Consider the following 15,627-nt stretch of genomic DNA (forward strand, 5'->3'; position numbering starts at 1 on the left):
AGTGTAAAAGCGTTACCAATACTAAAAGGAGTTCACATTCATGGCCAAGAAACCCGGCACCTCATCATCAGCAACACGCACGTTGCGTGTGCTGATTGCCCTCAAAGGTCACACGATGACTGGCCTTTCAAACGGCGAACTGGCCAAGGCACTGAACGTCTCACCGGCCAATATCAGTCGCGACTTAGCCACCCTGGTGGACGTCGGCCTCGTAATTCAACTCGACAACGGTCGCTACGCACACAGCATCCAAATGCTGCAAATCGCCACGGCTCACGCCGAGCACATGTCCCGCATGCAGGCCCGCATGAATGAAACCACCCAGCGCATCATGGCTGGAACACGTTAGGAGATAGAGACAAATGGCCAGACCTAAAAACGAACCGGCACCAATGGTAGGCGACACCTTTTTACCCGCAGACCTGAGCGAAAATCAGAACCAGATGGCACTGCACCAGCAGCAGATCATGGAGCAATTTGGTGATGGTCTGCCATATGAGCAGTCCCGCATCGTCAATGAGACCCGGTTTTATATGGCGCAAAGCGCAGAGGCCATGCTGGAAGCTGGCAAGCGCTTGGTAATTCTTAAAGAAAATGAACCACATGGCGAGTTTTGTCAGATTATTACTGAACAGCTTGGTATGGCTGAGCGAACAGCACGCCTGGTGATGCAGGCCGCACTTAAATACTGTTCGCCACAGCTGGAATCAAAACGGCAAGCGCTTGCCGTTTTGGGGAAAACCAAACTATTCGAGCTGATGACTGAGGATGATGACGAACTGGCGGAACTCGCCGAAGGCGGCACCATCGCAGGTCTGAATATTGACGATATTGACCGCATGACCAGCCGCGAGCTGAAAGCCGCACTGCGTGAAGCGCGCGAAGATGCCGACGCCCAGCGCCGCGTGTTGTCCGACAAGAACACCAAGATAGACAACCTGACAACCAAGCTGCAGAAACAGTCGAAGATCAAGCCGCCCGCACCGGACGTCGAGGCTGAAAAGCTGCGTAAAGAAGTCAGCGCCATCGCCTATGAGGCAGAAGCGGTTCTGAGCGGCAAGCTCCGCGAGGCGTTCTCTGTTCTCACCACCCATTGTTCAGACCATGAGGTCGACCCACCATACGATTTTATGGCCGGGCTGTTGTGTCAGGTCGAACGCGCGGTCAACCAGTTACGCGATACCTATGACCTGGAAGTGGCACCCACAGGTAATGACCGCCCAAGCTGGGTAGACCTGCCGGACAACGAGGAGAACGAAAATGCCTAACACCCCTATCGTCGATAGCGTCGAGTCTCTGTCTCATGCCCTGAAACACCAGGTGCCTGACATGTTGTGCGGCTTCACCATCAAAACCTACTTTGGTGAAATCACCGTTCATGACACGGATGCAGTACCGTTTTTTGAGGAAATGAAACGCCTCCTGAAAGAAAAAGTTCAGCAAATTCAACAGCAGGAACAGTGATATGAGCGCAGCCCTGACCGAACGACTGGTTGCGATAGCGCAGGCTGCCCGCAATGCCGGGCACGGTGAGCGCGGCGCTATCTATGAAAAAGCCTGCGTTGAGCTGGGTATGTCCCGCGCAACGTTGTTACGAAAAATCAAGGAGGTCGCGATGACAGACACACGCAAACGCCGCACGGATGCGGGCACCAGTGCGCTGACGCGCGAGGATGCCATGATGATCTCCGCATTGTTGACTAAATCCACCCGTAAGAACGGCAAACGTCTCTACGCTGTCGCCGACGCGGCGGCTGAACTGCGGGCCAACGGCATGATTACGGCCGAGGTGGTTGATGAAAGCACGGGCGAGGTCCGCCCATTGTCCGAGAGCGCTATTGTCCGCGCCATGCGTTCCTACGGTGTGCATCCCGACCAGTTGATGGCACCGGAACCCAGCACCCGGCTGGCCAGCCTGCACCCTAACCATGTTTGGCAGGTCGACGCTTCGCTCTGCACTCTCTACTACCTGCAGAACGGCAAGAAAACCACCGGCTTGCAGGTGATGGACAGCGCTGAGTTCTACAAGAACAAGCCGAAGAATCTGGCGCGTATCGCCCATGACCGCGTCTGGAGCTATGAAATCACCGATCACACCAGCGGCTGGATCTACGTCGAATACGTCCTTGGTGCTGAATCCGGCGAGAACCTGTGCTCGGTGCTGATTAACGCCATGCAAGAGCGCGGCGGCGCGGATGTGCTGCACGGTGTGCCGAAAATTCTGTTCATGGACCCCGGCTCTGCCAACACCGCCGCCATGACAAAAAACCTGTGCCGGGCACTGAGCATCGAGATGATCGCCCACAAGGCGGGGAACGCCCGCGCTACCGGCCAGGTCGAGAAAGCCCGCGACATCATCGAGCGCAAGTTCGAACCGGGCCTGAAATTCGTCACAGTCAACAGCCTGGACGAGCTGAACGCGATGGCGAAGAAGTGGCGCAGCCATTTTAACGCCACGGCTATCCATAGCCGCCACGGCAGCAGCCGCAACGATATCTGGCTGCGCATTACCGCTGAACAGTTGATTAAAGCCCCCTCGGTGGAGGTCTGTCGCGAACTGGCCGTCGCCGCACCGGTACGCCGTAAGGTGCAGTCCACACTGGAAATTCCATTCCAAAGCCGCAAGTACGACGTATCAAGCGTACCAGGCGTGATGATTGGCGAGTATGTGATGGTGACCCGTAACCCCTGGCGCACCGATGTCGCTCAGATTGTGCTGACCGGCGAGGATGGTCACGAGGTGTTCCACCTGGTGGATGAGGTGCCGGAGAACGAGTTTGGGTTTGCAACCAACGCCGCGATTATTGGCGAGAGCTACCGCAAACCGGCGGATACCGTCACCCAGCAGGTCAATCAGGAGATTGAGCAGATTGTCACGGGCACCGACTCTGCCGACGCCGCAGCGGCGGCGCGTAAAGCCAAAGCACTGCCATTTGGTGGGCGGTTTGACCCGTATCGCACGATTGACGACACCGAGCTGCCGTCCTACCTGCCGAAACGCGGCCAGGAATCGGATGTGCGCGGCCCACGCATAGAACAGCGCCCTTTGACGCACGTTGAGGCAGCAAAAGCACTGCGTGAGGTATTCACGGCGCAGGGCCGGGAATGGCAGGCACAGCACTATAACCAGTTGGTTCAGCGTTTCCCGGACGGCGTTCCGGCGGACGATATCGACACGATTGCCGGTGACCTGGCTGGCAAGCACACCGTGACGCTGAGCGTCGTTAACGGCCAATAGGAGGCAGCATGTTGGTACTGAAGGCGCTGATGCAGGAACACGGTATTGATCAGCAGATGGTCGCTGACGCTGCCCAGGTCTCTCAACCGACCATTTCGCAGATAGTGAACCACGGCATCTGGCCAAAACGCCGCACTAAAGAGGTGCGGGAAAGCATCAGCCAATTTTTAGCAGCGCGCGGGCTGGATACAGCTGGCGCATTTGAAGAGGTGCAGGCGGCGGACACCGCCCGCACCAGTATCTCACCACACGCCCCAACGGAGGGAGACGACAATATGTTACTCGCAAAACAGGTACTACATCCAGCAACGAAAAAGCACTTCGGTTTATTCCGCGACCCGTTCGCCGACGACGCCCTGCAGGGCTCTGAGGATGTGTTCACGACCCCGGACATTCGTTACGTCCGTGAGGCATTGTTCCAGACGGCGCGCCACGGCGGGTTCCTGGCTGTGGTCGGTGAGTCCGGTGCGGGCAAGTCCACGCTGCGCCGCGACCTGATTGAACGCATCAACCGCGAAAATGCGCCGGTGGTTGTAATTGAGCCATACATCATCGCGATGGAAGACAACGACAACAAGGGCAAGACCCTGAAAGCGGCGTCGATCGCCGAGGCGATCATCAATACCATCGCGCCGCTGGAGGGCGTCAAACGCAGTCAGGAGGCCAGGTTCCGCCAACTCCACCGCGTGCTGAAAGACAGCAGCAACGCCGGTTACAGCCATGTTCTGGTGATTGAGGAGGCCCACTCGCTGCCGCTGCCGACGCTGAAGCACCTCAAACGCTTCTTTGAGCTGGAGAACGGGTTTAAAAAACTGCTCTCCATTGTGCTGGTCGGCCAGCCGGAACTGGCGATGAAGCTGTCAGAACGCAATCAGGAGGTCCGCGAGGTGGTACAGCGCTGTGAAGTTGTCGAGCTGCTGCCGCTGGATACCCAGTTGGAGGCGTTTTTGACGTTTAAGTTTGACCGCGCCGGTAAATCGGTAAAAGAGGTTCTGGACGCCAGCGCCACCGACGCTATTCGCGCCAGGCTCAGCAATAACATCGGCGGCCGCAAAGGTGTTGTTAGCCTGTTATACCCGCTGGCCGTCAGCAATTTAACCATCGCGGCAATGAACCTCGCCGCCCAAATCGGCGTTCCAGTGGTTAATGCCGACGTAATTAAAGGCATTTAACTATTAATTAATGAGGTCGGAGGGATTATGCGTACTACTCATAAATTATCGTTGGTGGTGGAAAGCGAGGGAATTCAAATAGCCATTATCACCACAAGCAAAGCGGTTACCACATTATCTGCCCAGGGAATTACGGTTAAACGTATCGACATCGAAGAAGGCCGCCGACCGACGGTGGTCATTCATCCGAACGCCACCACACGCAGAATGGTAGCACTGGGTAAAGCGGTTCGATATTCAACTGGAGTCGATGACCAGGGGCGTTATCAAAAATTCCAGTATCAGCTGGATAAGTGTCGAGTCGTATGGGAGGAAAGAGCGTAAATCATGGCAGTTAAAATAGAGACCATCATAGCGATTCTGCCAAGTGGGGCAATGGGCTTGAAGATGGTAGCAGGCAACACTAAAGACGCCACCGAAACCGAATTAAAACTACTGGAGGAATTAAAACCAATTTTTCAGGAACTGGCGCTGAAAGAGTTAATCGACAGAGGATTTAAACCTGCCATTAACTTTCCCAGCAAAGACAAAACCCATCACTAATTAAGGCAGTTAAAAATGGCAAAAGGTAAAAAGCGGCTTAAAGCTGCGGCGGTCCCGTACGCCGCGCAAACGAAAACTGAGGTAATTGACGGTATTAAATCCCTCGGTGATTTACAGCGTCAATTAACCCGTATCGAAACGGAAATGAATGACCAGATTGCAGCGGTAACGCAATACCATTCGCCGGAGATTGAACGACTGAAGGCCGAGATAAGCGGTCTGCAGCAAGGTATCCAGACCTGGTGCGAGGCCAATCGCACCGAACTGACCCAGGACGGAAAAACAAAGACCGTCAATTTGACTACCGGCGAGGTGATTTGGCGTAACCGGCCGCCGAGCTGCACGATACGCGGTGCCGAGGCAGTTATTGCTGCCTTGAAAAGACTCAAGCTGACTCGGTTTATTCGTTCCAAGGAGGAAATTAATAAGGACGCAATATTAAACGAACAGGCGGCAGTAAAAGATATTCCAGGCATCACCATTAATCGCAACCTGGAAGATTTCGCCATAGTGCCATTTGAACAGGAGATCGCCCAATGAGCCTGCAATGCAAAACCTGTAGCGAAGACGTTGATGAGCTCGATTCCGAGCAGGCAACCATTATGCAGGGGCAGGACGGCACCTGGTGTGTGGACCTTATCCTGGCCTGCCCGCATTGCGGGCAGACCTACAACGCGTTTGTGCCCACCAGCGAGCTCCAGCCATTACCTCACGATGATTATTCGGAGGGGATATGTCTATAGCGACTAACCGTTCGACTTTGTACCGCTTGGCCATGAAACGCTTTGGCCCAGACTCTCAACTCCTGAAGCTGGCCGAGGAGGCCAGCGAACTGAGTACTGAGGTGTCGCGCAACCTGAACGGCCTTAGCGACGAAATGAAGCTGGCCAGCGAAATGGCCGACGTGGAGATCATGATCGAGCAATTTCGCCTGAACGGCCTCGATACGGCCATCGATTTTCACAAGCGGCAAAAACTCATGCGGCTGGCAGAACGCCTGGGAGTTAACTATGACCCACAACAATGAAAAGTATCTGGCGAAGATCAAGAAGCTGCTTAACCTGGCCAGACGCAGTACCAACAGCAATGAAGCTGCTAATGCACTGAGCCAGGCCCAGGCATTAATGCGCAAGCATAGTCTCACTGAGACGGATATTGACCTGATGGAAATTGGTCGCGCCAGCAGTAAAGGCGCACCATCACAGGCGCAGAAAATCCCGGCATATATGAATAGCCTGGCCAACATGATTTGCCGCGCATTTGGTGTTGATTGCTATTACCAATATAAGCGTGACTTTCTTTCGAGCGGCCAACGGACTGTCGTATTCTTCGGCCCTAATGAAAGGCCGGAAATCGCGGCATATGCATTTGATGTTTTGTCACGCCAATTAGTAAAGGCGCGTCGTGAGTTTACGGCAAAAATGCGGCGTAATATAAAGCCCAGCACAAAAGTCGCCCGAGCGGATCAGTTCTGTGAAGGCTGGGTTGACGGTGCATATGCCGTTATCGATATTTACAAGGTGGCTGCATCTGAGAAAACACTTATGGCTGCGTATTACAGCCGCCTTAAAGAAGAAATGGAATTTAAAGAGTCCACCTTTCGGGCTGCGAAAAAATGTCGCGGTGGTGAGGACGCTGCCGATGCCGGTTACAGGGCTGGCAAACAGGCGCAACTACACCAAGCTGTACATGGCCAGGGAGGTTCTTTGACAGGTATAGGAGTAAAACCATGACCATTTCACGAGGAGGAACGTGGCTATTAATGGCGTTATTCTGCGCTGTATTCTGGTCAGTGAGTATTTGGGGCAGTTATTTATTAATTGAATGGGTGGTGTCGCTAATAAAACACACGCGGGGGTAATGTGATGAACCGTATTAACCTGGTAAAATTAATTCATGTCGCCAAACGTGACCGTCGCCTGGATGACGATACCTACCGCCAACTGCTCGATAGCTATACGGGTTTAAGCTCAACGAAAGAAATGACCATCAAGCAATTAGAATCTGTGATGGACGCGTTTTATGGTCTGGGGTTCAGGCCGGTATTTAAAAGACCTGGAAAGATTACGGCGACAGACGAGCAATCGAAAAAAATCCGGTCATTGTGGCTGGAGATGTTTGAAGCGGGGTTTGTCCGTGATAGTTCGGAGCGTGCGATCAATGCGTATGCTCACCGTATAACAGGTGTAGGTCGGCTGGAGTGGCTGGGAACGGATCAGGCCAGTCGCGTTATCGAGACGTTGAAGAAGTGGCAGAAACGCGAGCTGAAGGCTCAAGCCGCATTGCAATAACGGGGGGGCAGATCATGATTACGCCAATGGAAGAAAAGCGCCATAAGCTGTTATCTGAGGTTGCTGACCATGTCGCCGAGACAGCATCTGACTATGGGTGTTCAACTGAGCAGGCCGAGCATCTGGGGCTGGCGGTGGCAAATTTCCTGGCAGAGCATTTCGGTGGGCAGAATTTCACGTTTCCTCGTGATTACGTTTATAAGCTGGCCGTTCGTGATCTGCAGATTTACAACGAGTTCAAAGGCAATAACTGGGCCGACCTGAGTTCCCGATATGGCATTACCGAGCGAGGGCTGCGCAAGCTGATTCACCGAGTACATAAACGAGTGATGAAGCACAAGCAGCCGATGCTGGATTTGTTCGGTGGCGGGGAGTAAAATTTGGGGCAGAGGACTGAAGTTTTCTGCCCTGTTTTATCTTTCACATACTGGAAATGATTTACAGACCTTGTCCCACTATATCCTCTAAAGAATCACTATATCCCCTAATTATCTCGCAGACTCAGTTCCATTTATCTCACTTCTAATCAGCTGCGCAGCGAACTGGAGGCGCACCGTCTGAGCCAGGTGCTGTTCAACCTGCCGGCCGGCGACTGGGCGGCCGGCGAACGGGGCATCGCCTGCTTGCCGGGGCGCGAAGCGGAGTTCCGCGACGGCGTCGGGCGCGCGATCGAGTATGCGCAGGCCCTGGGCTGCGATCGCATCAACTGCCTGATCGGTAATCCGGATCCAGCCGTCAGCCGCCGCACCACCGACGAACGGGTGAAGGAGAACCTGAGCTACGCCGCCGACACCCTGGCGCGGCAAAATATTCGCCTGCTGATCGAACCGATCAACCGCTACGACATGCCGCAGTTCTACCTGCAAACCTCCCGGCAGGCGATCGAACTGATCGAGGCGATCGGCAGCCCCAACCTGTATCTGCAGTACGACCTCTACCACATGCAGCGCATGGAAGGAGAGCTGACGCAGACCCTCGAGCGCCTGCTGGTGAGGATCGACCACATCCAGGTCGCCGATAACCCGGGGCGGCACGAGCCCGGCACCGGCGAAATCAACTGCGAGTTTATCTTCGCGCAGCTGGATCGCATGGGGTATCGCGGCTGGATCGGCTGTGAATACAAACCGCTCACCACCACGGAAAGCGGCCTGTCATGGATTAAAAAATACCTGTCTTGAGGAGATGAAAATGAAAGTGGGATTTATCGGTCTGGGCATCATGGGCGCGCCGATGGCGGAAAAGCTGCTGGCGGGCGGGCACACGCTTTACGCCCACACCCGACATGAGGTGCCGGCAACGTTACTGCAACAGGGGGCCATCGCCTGCCGCGATCCGCAGCAGGTGGCGGATGAGGCGGACGTGATCTTCATCATGGTGCCGGATACGCCGCAGGTGGAGGAGGTGCTGTTTGGTGAACGCGGCTGCGCCGCCGGCAAGCTGAACGGCAAAGTAGTGGTGGACATGAGCTCCATTTCACCGCTGGAGACCAAAGCGTTTGCGCAGCGCATCAACCAGCTGGGCGCCCAGTACCTGGACGCGCCGGTTTCCGGCGGCGAAGTGGGCGCCAAACAGGGCACGCTGACCATCATGGTGGGCGGCGAGCAAGCGACCTTCGAACGGGTGCAACCGCTGCTGGCGCTGATGGGCAAGAACATCACGTTGATCGGCGGCAACGGCGACGGGCAAACCTGCAAGGTCGCCAATCAGATCATCGTGGCGTTGACCATCGAAGCGGTCAGTGAAGCGTTGGTGTTCGCCTCGCGCGCCGGCGCCGATCCGGCCCGGGTGCGTGAAGCCCTGATGGGCGGCTTCGCCTCGTCGCGCATCCTCGAGGTGCACGGCGAGCGGATGATCAAGCGGGCGTTCGCGCCGGGGTTCCGCATCTCGCTGCACCAGAAGGATCTCAATCTGGCGCTGCAGGGCGCGAAGGCGCTGGCGCTCAGCCTGCCGAATACCGCCACCTGCCAGGAGTTGTTCAACGTCTGCGCCGCCAATGGCGACGGCGAACTGGATCACTCCGCGCTGGTGCGGGCGCTGGAAATCATGGGCAACCACCGGGTAGCCGGCTAAGGCGCCCGCCGGCGTTTCATTCGCCGGCTTATCATTAGAATCAGAGATGTTCGACATTAATAACGCCCTCTTTATGATAAATAAAGAGGGTCACCGCCAATCCAATAAAAAATGATTCAGCACAATAAAAAGTAAAAAGCAGGATGCCAACCCAAGGAGACACTGAATATGGCAACCGATAATGCTGTTATTGACAAAGATATTCTTACCGCCCCTGACAAAAATCGTTTATATCGAAAAATCGCCTGGCGCATTATGCCCATTCTATTAGTGAGCTATATCGTCGGTTATCTCGATCGGGTGGGGATTTCGTTTTCGAAATTCCAAATGATGCCCGATATTCTGAACGGCAATGTCTCGATGGCCGAAGCCGTTTACGGGCTGGGGGCCGGGGTATTTTTCATCGGCTATATCATCGCCGGGGTGCCCAGCAATATTCTGCTGAGCCGCTACGGCGCCAGAAAGATCATCGCGCTGCTGATGGTGGTGTGGGGGGCGATTTCGATGCTGAGCATCTTCATCACCAACCCCTGGCAATTCTACCTGGCGCGTTTTCTGCTGGGGCTGGCGGAAGCCGGCTTTTACCCCGGCGTGATCCTCTACCTGACGCTGTGGTTCCCCTCCAGCCAGCGCGCCAAGATGACGGCGCTGTTCGTGTGCGGCATCCCGGTCAGCAACATCATCGGCGGCCCGCTGTGCGGCTGGATCATCGAACACATGAACGGCCTGATGAACCTCTCCGGCTGGCAATGGCTGTTCTTTATCAGCGGCCCGCGCGCGCTGTTGATCGCCATCGTCATTTTTTGCTTCCTGGATAATACCTATCAGAGCGCCAAGTGGCTCAGCCCGCAGGAGAAGGCGCTGATCAAAGAGGATATGGCGCAGAGCGCGCCGCGTCAGGGCGCCGCCGGCGGGCAGGAGTGGACGATGAAAAGCATGCTGAGGTCGTCCGCGTTCACCAAAATGTGGCTGATTTGCTTCTGTACCGTGATGGGGCAAGGCGGGTTGGCGTTTTGGGTGCCCACCATCATTCGCGACACCGGCGTGACCTCGGTGATGGATATCGGGCTGCTGACCATGCTGCCGTATATGCTGGCGGTGGTGGCGATGCTGGTGGCCGCGCGCAGTTCGGACAAGCATCGCGAGCGGCGCTGGCACATTATCGTGCCGTTCTGCATCGCGGCGGTGTCGCTGATCTTTATCGGCCTGTTCCCGGACAACAAGCACGTGGTGATGGCGGCGCTGTGCGTGGCGGTGGCGTCGAGCCTGGTGCCGTCGCCGCTGTTCTGGAGCCTGCCGAATGCCATCTTTACCGGCACCTGCGCCGCAGCGGGCATTGCGCTCATCAATTCCATCGCCAATATCGGCGGATTTATTTCACCTTACATTATCGGCTATTTCAAACAGCTGACCCACAGTAACTTGGCGGCGATGTGCGTTTTGTCGGCGATGATGATCGTGGGCGCATTATTGACCTACAGCGTGCCGGCGAAATGGGTCAATAAATAACACTTTTCTTCATCTCAATTAAATAGTCGGCAACAGTTTTATTTTATTCCGCCATGCGTTCTTCATCTGATTAATTCAGCGGGGGAAGGCATGGCCGTTTTTATTTCCGTTCGAATAAAGGATGCGTCATGAAAATTGTTATTGCACCGGATTCATTTAAAGAAAGCGTCAGCGCGGAATTGGCGGCGCGGGCGATCGCGCGCGGCTTTCACGAGGTTTATCCCGATGCCGAGTGCGTTTGCCTGCCGATCGCCGACGGCGGCGAAGGCACGGTGGACGCGCTGGTGGCCGCCACCGGCGGGCGCAAGGTGAGTGTGACCGCCACGGGCCCGCTGGGGGAACGGGTGGCGGCGTTTTACGGCGTCAGCGGCGACGGCAAGACGGCGGTGATCGAGATGGCGGCGGCCAGCGGATTGATGCTGACGCCGGCGGAACGCCGTAACCCGCTGCTGGCCACCAGCTACGGCACCGGCGAACTGATCCTGCATGCGCTGGATCAGGGCATTCGCCACCTGATCCTCGGCATCGGCGGCAGCGCCACGGTGGATGGCGGCGTCGGCATGGTGCAGGCGTTGGGCGGCCGTTTTTATCGTCCGGACGGCAGGGCGCTGCCGTGGGGCGGCGGCGAGTTGGCGACGCTGAACGGTATCGATCTCAGCAGGCTGGACGTGCGCCTGCGGCAGTGTCGGATTGAGGTCGCCTGTGACGTAGACAACCCGCTGGTGGGGCCGCGCGGCGCGGCGACGGTGTTCGGCCCGCAGAAGGGCGCGACGGCGGCGATGGTGGCGCAGTTGGAGCAGGGCCTGGCGCAGTACGCCGAGGTGATCCGTCAGAGCACCGGACGCGACGTGCGGCAGGTCGCCGGCGGCGGGGCGGCGGGCGGAATGGGGATCGCCTGCCAGGTATTTCTCGGCGCAACGCTGAAGCCGGGTATCGAGATCGTGATGGCGGCGCTGGGCCTGGAGCAGGCGTTGGCGGAGGCCGATCTGCTGGTCACCGGCGAAGGGCGCATCGACAGCCAAACGCTGGGCGGCAAGGCGCTGTCCGGCGTCGCCCGTCTGGCGCGGGCGCGCGGCCTGCCGGTCATCGCATTGGCCGGCGTGGTGGAGGAAGGGGCGGAGGCGCTGCACGCGCAGGGGATCGACGCGATGTTCAGCATTTTGCCGCGTCTGAGTACGCTGGAGGTTGCGCTGTCGCAAGGCGAGCTTAACCTGCAGCACAGCGCCGCCAACGTCGCCCGCGCGATGCGCGTCGGCCAGCGATTGGGATAAAAAAGAAGGCCACGCTGCGCGGGCAGGTGGCCTGGGTTTTGGCGGCGAAGCGCTTACGGCTCGACGTCGCGGTTGCAATCCTTGGAGTAGATGTAGCTGAAGGTTTCCTGGCCCACCGCATAGCCCGCCTGCTGCACATAGGCGCCCATGAAGATGTAGTCGCCTTGCTTCACCGGCATCCATTCATTGTCCAGGTTGTACACGCCGGCGCCGCTGAGAATATAGGCACCATGCTCCTGCACGTGGGTCTCGATGTAGCCGTGGCTGGCGCCGGGGGCGAAGGAGAGGATGTGCATATTCATGTCGAAGCCCAGATCTTTCGGCAGCAGATCCTGCAGGATCACCTCGCTCATGCCCTCGTAGTGGATCTGCTCCAGGTTGGCGACGTTGTTGCTGACCACGTGCGCCTCGTAGCCCTTGATGCGCTGGTAGCGGCGCTTGTAGAGGAACAGGCGGCTGGATTGGCCGCCGTTGGCGTTTTCCAGCCGCATCGTGACGCCCGCCGGGCAGTAAAGGTAGCCGCCGGCGCTCAGCGGGTAATCGGTGGCGTCGGCGGAAGCGGTGATGGCGCCGTCGATGACGTACACGAAGGTTTCGATCTCTTCGCCGCCAAAGCCTTTGGTGTTGCGGCCGCAGTCGTGCAGCGTCACCAGATAATCGACGAAGGTGGCGCCCAGTTTCGGCGTCGACAAGATGGTGACGTCGCAGTTTTCAAAACCGGGAATGACGTTGCGCACCAGGCCGTTCGGCGGGATCAGCGCATAGTTGCCGCGTTTGATGATGGCGCGCGTTGACAGAATGTCGGTTGGATAACCGGTTTGATTGTTGAAGTAACCCACGTTGATTCTCCTGATCGTTGAAAGGGCGCCGCGGCGGCGCCCGGTAAAAAAGCGCCGTCAGGCCTCGGTGGCCGTTCGGGTTGGCGTAGTGCGTTTCATCAAGACATTGACGGTGAAGAAAATGGCGGTGCCCACCAGCAGGATGGCGGCGGAGATGTAAAAGCCCATCACCTTGGAGCCGGTGCTGTCGGAGATCACGCCGGTGAGGAAGGGGGCGATCACCGACGAGGACATGCCGAAGAAGTTGAACACGCCGAAGCTGGTGCCATAGCCTTTCTTCGGCGCGTTGTCGGCGACGAAGGAGATCATGATCGGATCGACCGCCAGCTTACCCAACAGCCCGTACAGGATCAGGCTGATCAGCAGCATGGTGGAGTCCGGCGAAATGACGGTGCAGACCAGCATTACCGCCGCGCACAGCTCGAGGAAGATGATCAGCTGCACCTTCTTGTTGCGGAAACGGTCGGACATGCGGCTGAAGAACAGCGCGCCCGGCACCGACGCGAAGGCCACCAGGGCGGAGGAGAAGCCGATGGCTACCCCTTCAAAGCCGCGCTCTTGCTGCAGGAACGAGGGCAGCCAGGTGACTATCATGTAGTAGCCGTAGCAGGTGGCGAAGTACATCGCGTAGGCGGAGATCATGCGCAGGCTGAACAGGCCGCTGGCCTGACCGTCTTCTTCGGGCGCGAGCGCCGCCGGCGCAACGGTCTGGCTGACGGCTGCCGGCGCTTGAGGCTGCGAACCTTTGATGACCACGGCGAATACCAGCGTCATCACCACCAGCAGGCCGGTGATGATGAACAGCATGATCTGCCAGTTCATGTTGAAGCTTTTCACCAGCAGGCTGGAGGCGATCAGGCCGATGGCCATGCCGAGCGCCGAGCCGCTGTTGATCACCGCGGTCGCCAGGCCACGGCGCTCCAGGGGGATATTCTCCGACGACAGGGAGTAGGCCGAGCCGTAATAAGAGCCGCAGCCCATGCCCGCCAGCAGGCTGCCGGCATAGACCATGGTCAGGCTGGTGGCGTTGCCGATCAGCAAGGTGGCGATGATGAACAGACAGAAGCCCGGGATCAACACCACCTTCTTGCCGAATTTGTCCACCAGGATGCCCGCCGGGATCTGCATGCCGGTATAGGCGAAGAAGTAGAAGCTGGCGATCAGCCCCATTTCCGCATTGGAGTGCGCGCCGATGGTCTGTTGGATCTCGGGAAAGATCGGCGTCAGAACGGTGCGGTAGATCCAGATCACCGCCCAGCCCAGGCAGAGCACGACGACGATCTTTTTCCAGTAGCGCGGGTCGATGTCGTTGCTCATGCCTCGGCCCCCTGTTCGGTGTAGGCCAGCTGATACAGCGTCTGCGCCAGGATTTTCACCCCTTCGTTCAGATCGGCGACGGCGGTTTTTTCCGCCGGGTTATGGCTGATGCCGGCGATGCTCGGCACGAACATCATCACCGTCGGCACGCGCGGGGCGAAAATTTGCGAGTCGTGCCCGGCGCCACTGTGCATCATGCGGTAATTCAGCCGCTGCGTTTCACACAGGCGGCTGACGCAGGCCACCAGCTGTTCGTTCATCGGGATCGGCGCTTCGTCCATCCACAGATCGATCTCGGCCTCGATGCCCATCTCGGCGCAGATGCGCTGGATATCCTGCTCGATCTCCTGCGTGAAGCGCAGCAGCGCGGCCTGATCGGTATGGCGGCAGTCGAGGGTGAAGTGGGTGAAGCCCGGCACCACGTTGACGGTGTTCGGCTTCGGCTCCACCTTGCCGAAGGTCAGCACCAGCGGATCGCCCTCGGCGCGCGCCTTGGCGATCGATTCGCAGCAGATGCGGCTGAAGGCGTGCACGGTATCCCGGCGGTAGCTCATCGGGGTGGTGCCGGCGTGGTTGGCTTCGCCCTGCAGACGCACGTCATAGCGCCGTTGGCCGACGATGCTGGTCACCACGCCGATGGTTTTGCCTTCGGTTTCCAGCACTTTGCCCTGCTCGATATGGATCTCGACGAAGGCCGTGATATCACTGCGCAGCGGCTGATGCGGCGGCGGGAAATCGAAACCGGCGTCGCGCATGGCGTTGACGAAGCCGACGCCCTTGGCGTCCGTAATGTGCTGCACATCTTCCCGCCGGGCCAGGCCGACGATGTTCTTGCTGCCCCAGAACACATAGGGGAAGCGGCTGCCTTCTTCTTCCGCCAGCGCGATGACTTCCAGACTGCGCAGCGGCGGGCCGTAGGTATCCTTGAGGTATTTGATCGCCATAAAGGCGGCTTCAATGCCGAACTGGCCGTCGAGGTTGCCGCCGTTGACCACCGTGTCGATGTGCGAACCGGAGAGAATTACCTGGTCGGGGTATTTGCTGCCCTCCAGCCGGCCGAACAGGTTGCCGACCGCATCAAAATGGGTGCTCAGCCCGGCGGCGTCGAAGGCGTTTTTCAACGCGTGCTGCGCCTCGATCCATTCCGGGGTATAAAGCAGACGCGTCATGCCGCCGCTGGGGTCGGCGCCGATTTTCGATAACCAGCCGGAAATATCACGGATTTCTTGTTGGAAGTCTTTCATGTTTACCTGCCCGCATGTTATGTCTCAGCGGCGATGCGGCCAGGGCGAATGATATTCGCCGCCGGCCGACCTATTGCGCTGAGCGCGCTGATGAAGGTTTTCTTTTTTCTCCCCGGCTCTGAAATATCAACCG

General features: G+C 57.7%; 20 protein-coding genes. 17 read left to right on the plus strand and 3 right to left on the minus strand.

Annotated elements, in window-relative coordinates; translation table 11 throughout:
* Positions 1 to 40: 40 nt before the first annotated feature.
* The 17 genes from GT753_RS01105 to GT753_RS01185 all read left to right on the plus strand — a co-directional run bounded on the left by GT753_RS01105 (position 41) and on the right by GT753_RS01185 (position 12,094).
* Positions 41 to 349: a helix-turn-helix domain-containing protein gene (locus GT753_RS01105; RefSeq protein WP_160125183.1), complete on the plus strand. Its 309-nt coding sequence runs from the start codon at positions 41 to 43 to the stop codon at positions 347 to 349.
* A gap of 13 nt (positions 350 to 362) precedes the next feature.
* Positions 363 to 1,268 (plus strand): DUF3102 domain-containing protein, encoded by a 906-nt coding sequence (locus GT753_RS01110; RefSeq protein ID WP_160125184.1) that lies wholly within the window; start codon positions 363 to 365, stop codon positions 1,266 to 1,268.
* Positions 1,261 to 1,464 carry a hypothetical protein gene (locus tag GT753_RS01115; protein WP_160125185.1) on the plus strand — a complete coding sequence of 68 codons (204 nt, stop codon included), beginning with the start codon at positions 1,261 to 1,263 and terminating at the stop codon, positions 1,462 to 1,464. Before GT753_RS01110 ends, GT753_RS01115 begins: the two co-directional genes overlap by 8 nt.
* 1 nt (position 1,465) lies before the next feature.
* Positions 1,466 to 3,238, plus strand: a complete 1,773-nt coding sequence (locus tag GT753_RS01120) for a DDE-type integrase/transposase/recombinase (RefSeq protein ID WP_160125186.1) — start codon at positions 1,466 to 1,468, stop codon at positions 3,236 to 3,238.
* An 8-nt stretch (positions 3,239 to 3,246) separates the two neighbouring features.
* The gene (locus GT753_RS01125) at positions 3,247 to 4,410 is read left to right on the plus strand and encodes an AAA family ATPase (protein WP_160125187.1); all 1,164 of its coding nucleotides are present in this window, start codon (positions 3,247 to 3,249) and stop codon (positions 4,408 to 4,410) included.
* Positions 4,411 to 4,437: 27 nt separating this feature from the next.
* The gene (locus tag GT753_RS01130) at positions 4,438 to 4,734 is read left to right on the plus strand and encodes a hypothetical protein (protein ID WP_115376070.1); all 297 of its coding nucleotides are present in this window, start codon (positions 4,438 to 4,440) and stop codon (positions 4,732 to 4,734) included.
* A 3-nt stretch (positions 4,735 to 4,737) separates the two neighbouring features.
* Complete coding sequence (locus GT753_RS01135; RefSeq protein WP_160125188.1) at positions 4,738 to 4,953, plus strand: hypothetical protein; 216 nt, start codon at positions 4,738 to 4,740, stop codon at positions 4,951 to 4,953.
* A 15-nt stretch (positions 4,954 to 4,968) separates the two neighbouring features.
* Positions 4,969 to 5,493, plus strand: a complete 525-nt coding sequence (locus GT753_RS01140; protein WP_060424512.1) for a host-nuclease inhibitor Gam family protein — start codon at positions 4,969 to 4,971, stop codon at positions 5,491 to 5,493.
* Complete coding sequence (locus GT753_RS01145) at positions 5,490 to 5,696, plus strand: hypothetical protein (protein WP_160125189.1); 207 nt, start codon at positions 5,490 to 5,492, stop codon at positions 5,694 to 5,696. The genes GT753_RS01140 and GT753_RS01145 overlap by 4 nt, the downstream gene beginning before the upstream one ends.
* A complete protein-coding gene (locus tag GT753_RS01150) occupies positions 5,687 to 5,980 on the plus strand; it encodes a hypothetical protein (protein ID WP_041033454.1) in 294 nt (97 codons plus the stop codon). Before GT753_RS01145 ends, GT753_RS01150 begins: the two co-directional genes overlap by 10 nt.
* A complete protein-coding gene (locus GT753_RS01155) occupies positions 5,964 to 6,686 on the plus strand; it encodes a DUF2786 domain-containing protein (RefSeq protein ID WP_041033456.1) in 723 nt (240 codons plus the stop codon). The genes GT753_RS01150 and GT753_RS01155 overlap by 17 nt, the downstream gene beginning before the upstream one ends.
* Before the next feature lie 132 nt (positions 6,687 to 6,818).
* Positions 6,819 to 7,244: a gp16 family protein gene (locus tag GT753_RS01160; RefSeq protein ID WP_052475384.1), complete on the plus strand. Its 426-nt coding sequence runs from the start codon at positions 6,819 to 6,821 to the stop codon at positions 7,242 to 7,244.
* Positions 7,245 to 7,258: 14 nt separating this feature from the next.
* Complete coding sequence (locus tag GT753_RS01165; protein ID WP_041033460.1) at positions 7,259 to 7,621, plus strand: Mor transcription activator family protein; 363 nt, start codon at positions 7,259 to 7,261, stop codon at positions 7,619 to 7,621.
* A 153-nt stretch (positions 7,622 to 7,774) separates the two neighbouring features.
* Positions 7,775 to 8,422 carry a TIM barrel protein gene (locus GT753_RS01170; RefSeq protein ID WP_256365836.1) on the plus strand — a complete coding sequence of 216 codons (648 nt, stop codon included), beginning with the start codon at positions 7,775 to 7,777 and terminating at the stop codon, positions 8,420 to 8,422.
* 10 nt (positions 8,423 to 8,432) lie between these two features.
* Positions 8,433 to 9,314, plus strand: a complete 882-nt coding sequence (gene glxR, locus GT753_RS01175; protein ID WP_015376895.1) for a 2-hydroxy-3-oxopropionate reductase — start codon at positions 8,433 to 8,435, stop codon at positions 9,312 to 9,314.
* Between the two features lie 255 nt (positions 9,315 to 9,569).
* Entirely contained in the window at positions 9,570 to 10,823 is a 1,254-nt protein-coding gene (locus GT753_RS01180) for an MFS transporter (protein WP_226882941.1), read from the plus strand.
* Between the two features lie 128 nt (positions 10,824 to 10,951).
* Positions 10,952 to 12,094, plus strand: coding sequence for a glycerate kinase (locus GT753_RS01185; protein ID WP_160125190.1), 1,143 nt, complete (start codon positions 10,952 to 10,954; stop codon positions 12,092 to 12,094).
* 53 nt (positions 12,095 to 12,147) lie between these two features.
* Here the strand turns inward: GT753_RS01185 and allE are convergent, their stop codons facing one another.
* Genes allE through allC form a run of 3 tightly spaced genes read right to left on the minus strand, consistent with a single transcriptional unit; the run spans position 12,148 to position 15,494 of the window.
* Entirely contained in the window at positions 12,148 to 12,933 is a 786-nt protein-coding gene (gene allE / locus GT753_RS01190; protein ID WP_015376898.1) for a (S)-ureidoglycine aminohydrolase, read from the minus strand.
* 57 nt (positions 12,934 to 12,990) lie between these two features.
* Positions 12,991 to 14,250, minus strand: a complete 1,260-nt coding sequence (locus tag GT753_RS01195; protein ID WP_021504646.1) for an MFS transporter — start codon at positions 14,248 to 14,250, stop codon at positions 12,991 to 12,993.
* The gene (gene allC, locus GT753_RS01200) at positions 14,247 to 15,494 is read right to left on the minus strand and encodes an allantoate deiminase (RefSeq protein ID WP_015376900.1); all 1,248 of its coding nucleotides are present in this window, start codon (positions 15,492 to 15,494) and stop codon (positions 14,247 to 14,249) included. Before allC ends, GT753_RS01195 begins: the two co-directional genes overlap by 4 nt.
* Between the last annotated feature and the right edge of the window lie 133 nt (positions 15,495 to 15,627).

This window comes from Serratia sp. Z4 (assembly GCF_009900725.1).
GTDB lineage: Bacteria > Pseudomonadota > Gammaproteobacteria > Enterobacterales > Enterobacteriaceae > Serratia > Serratia nematodiphila.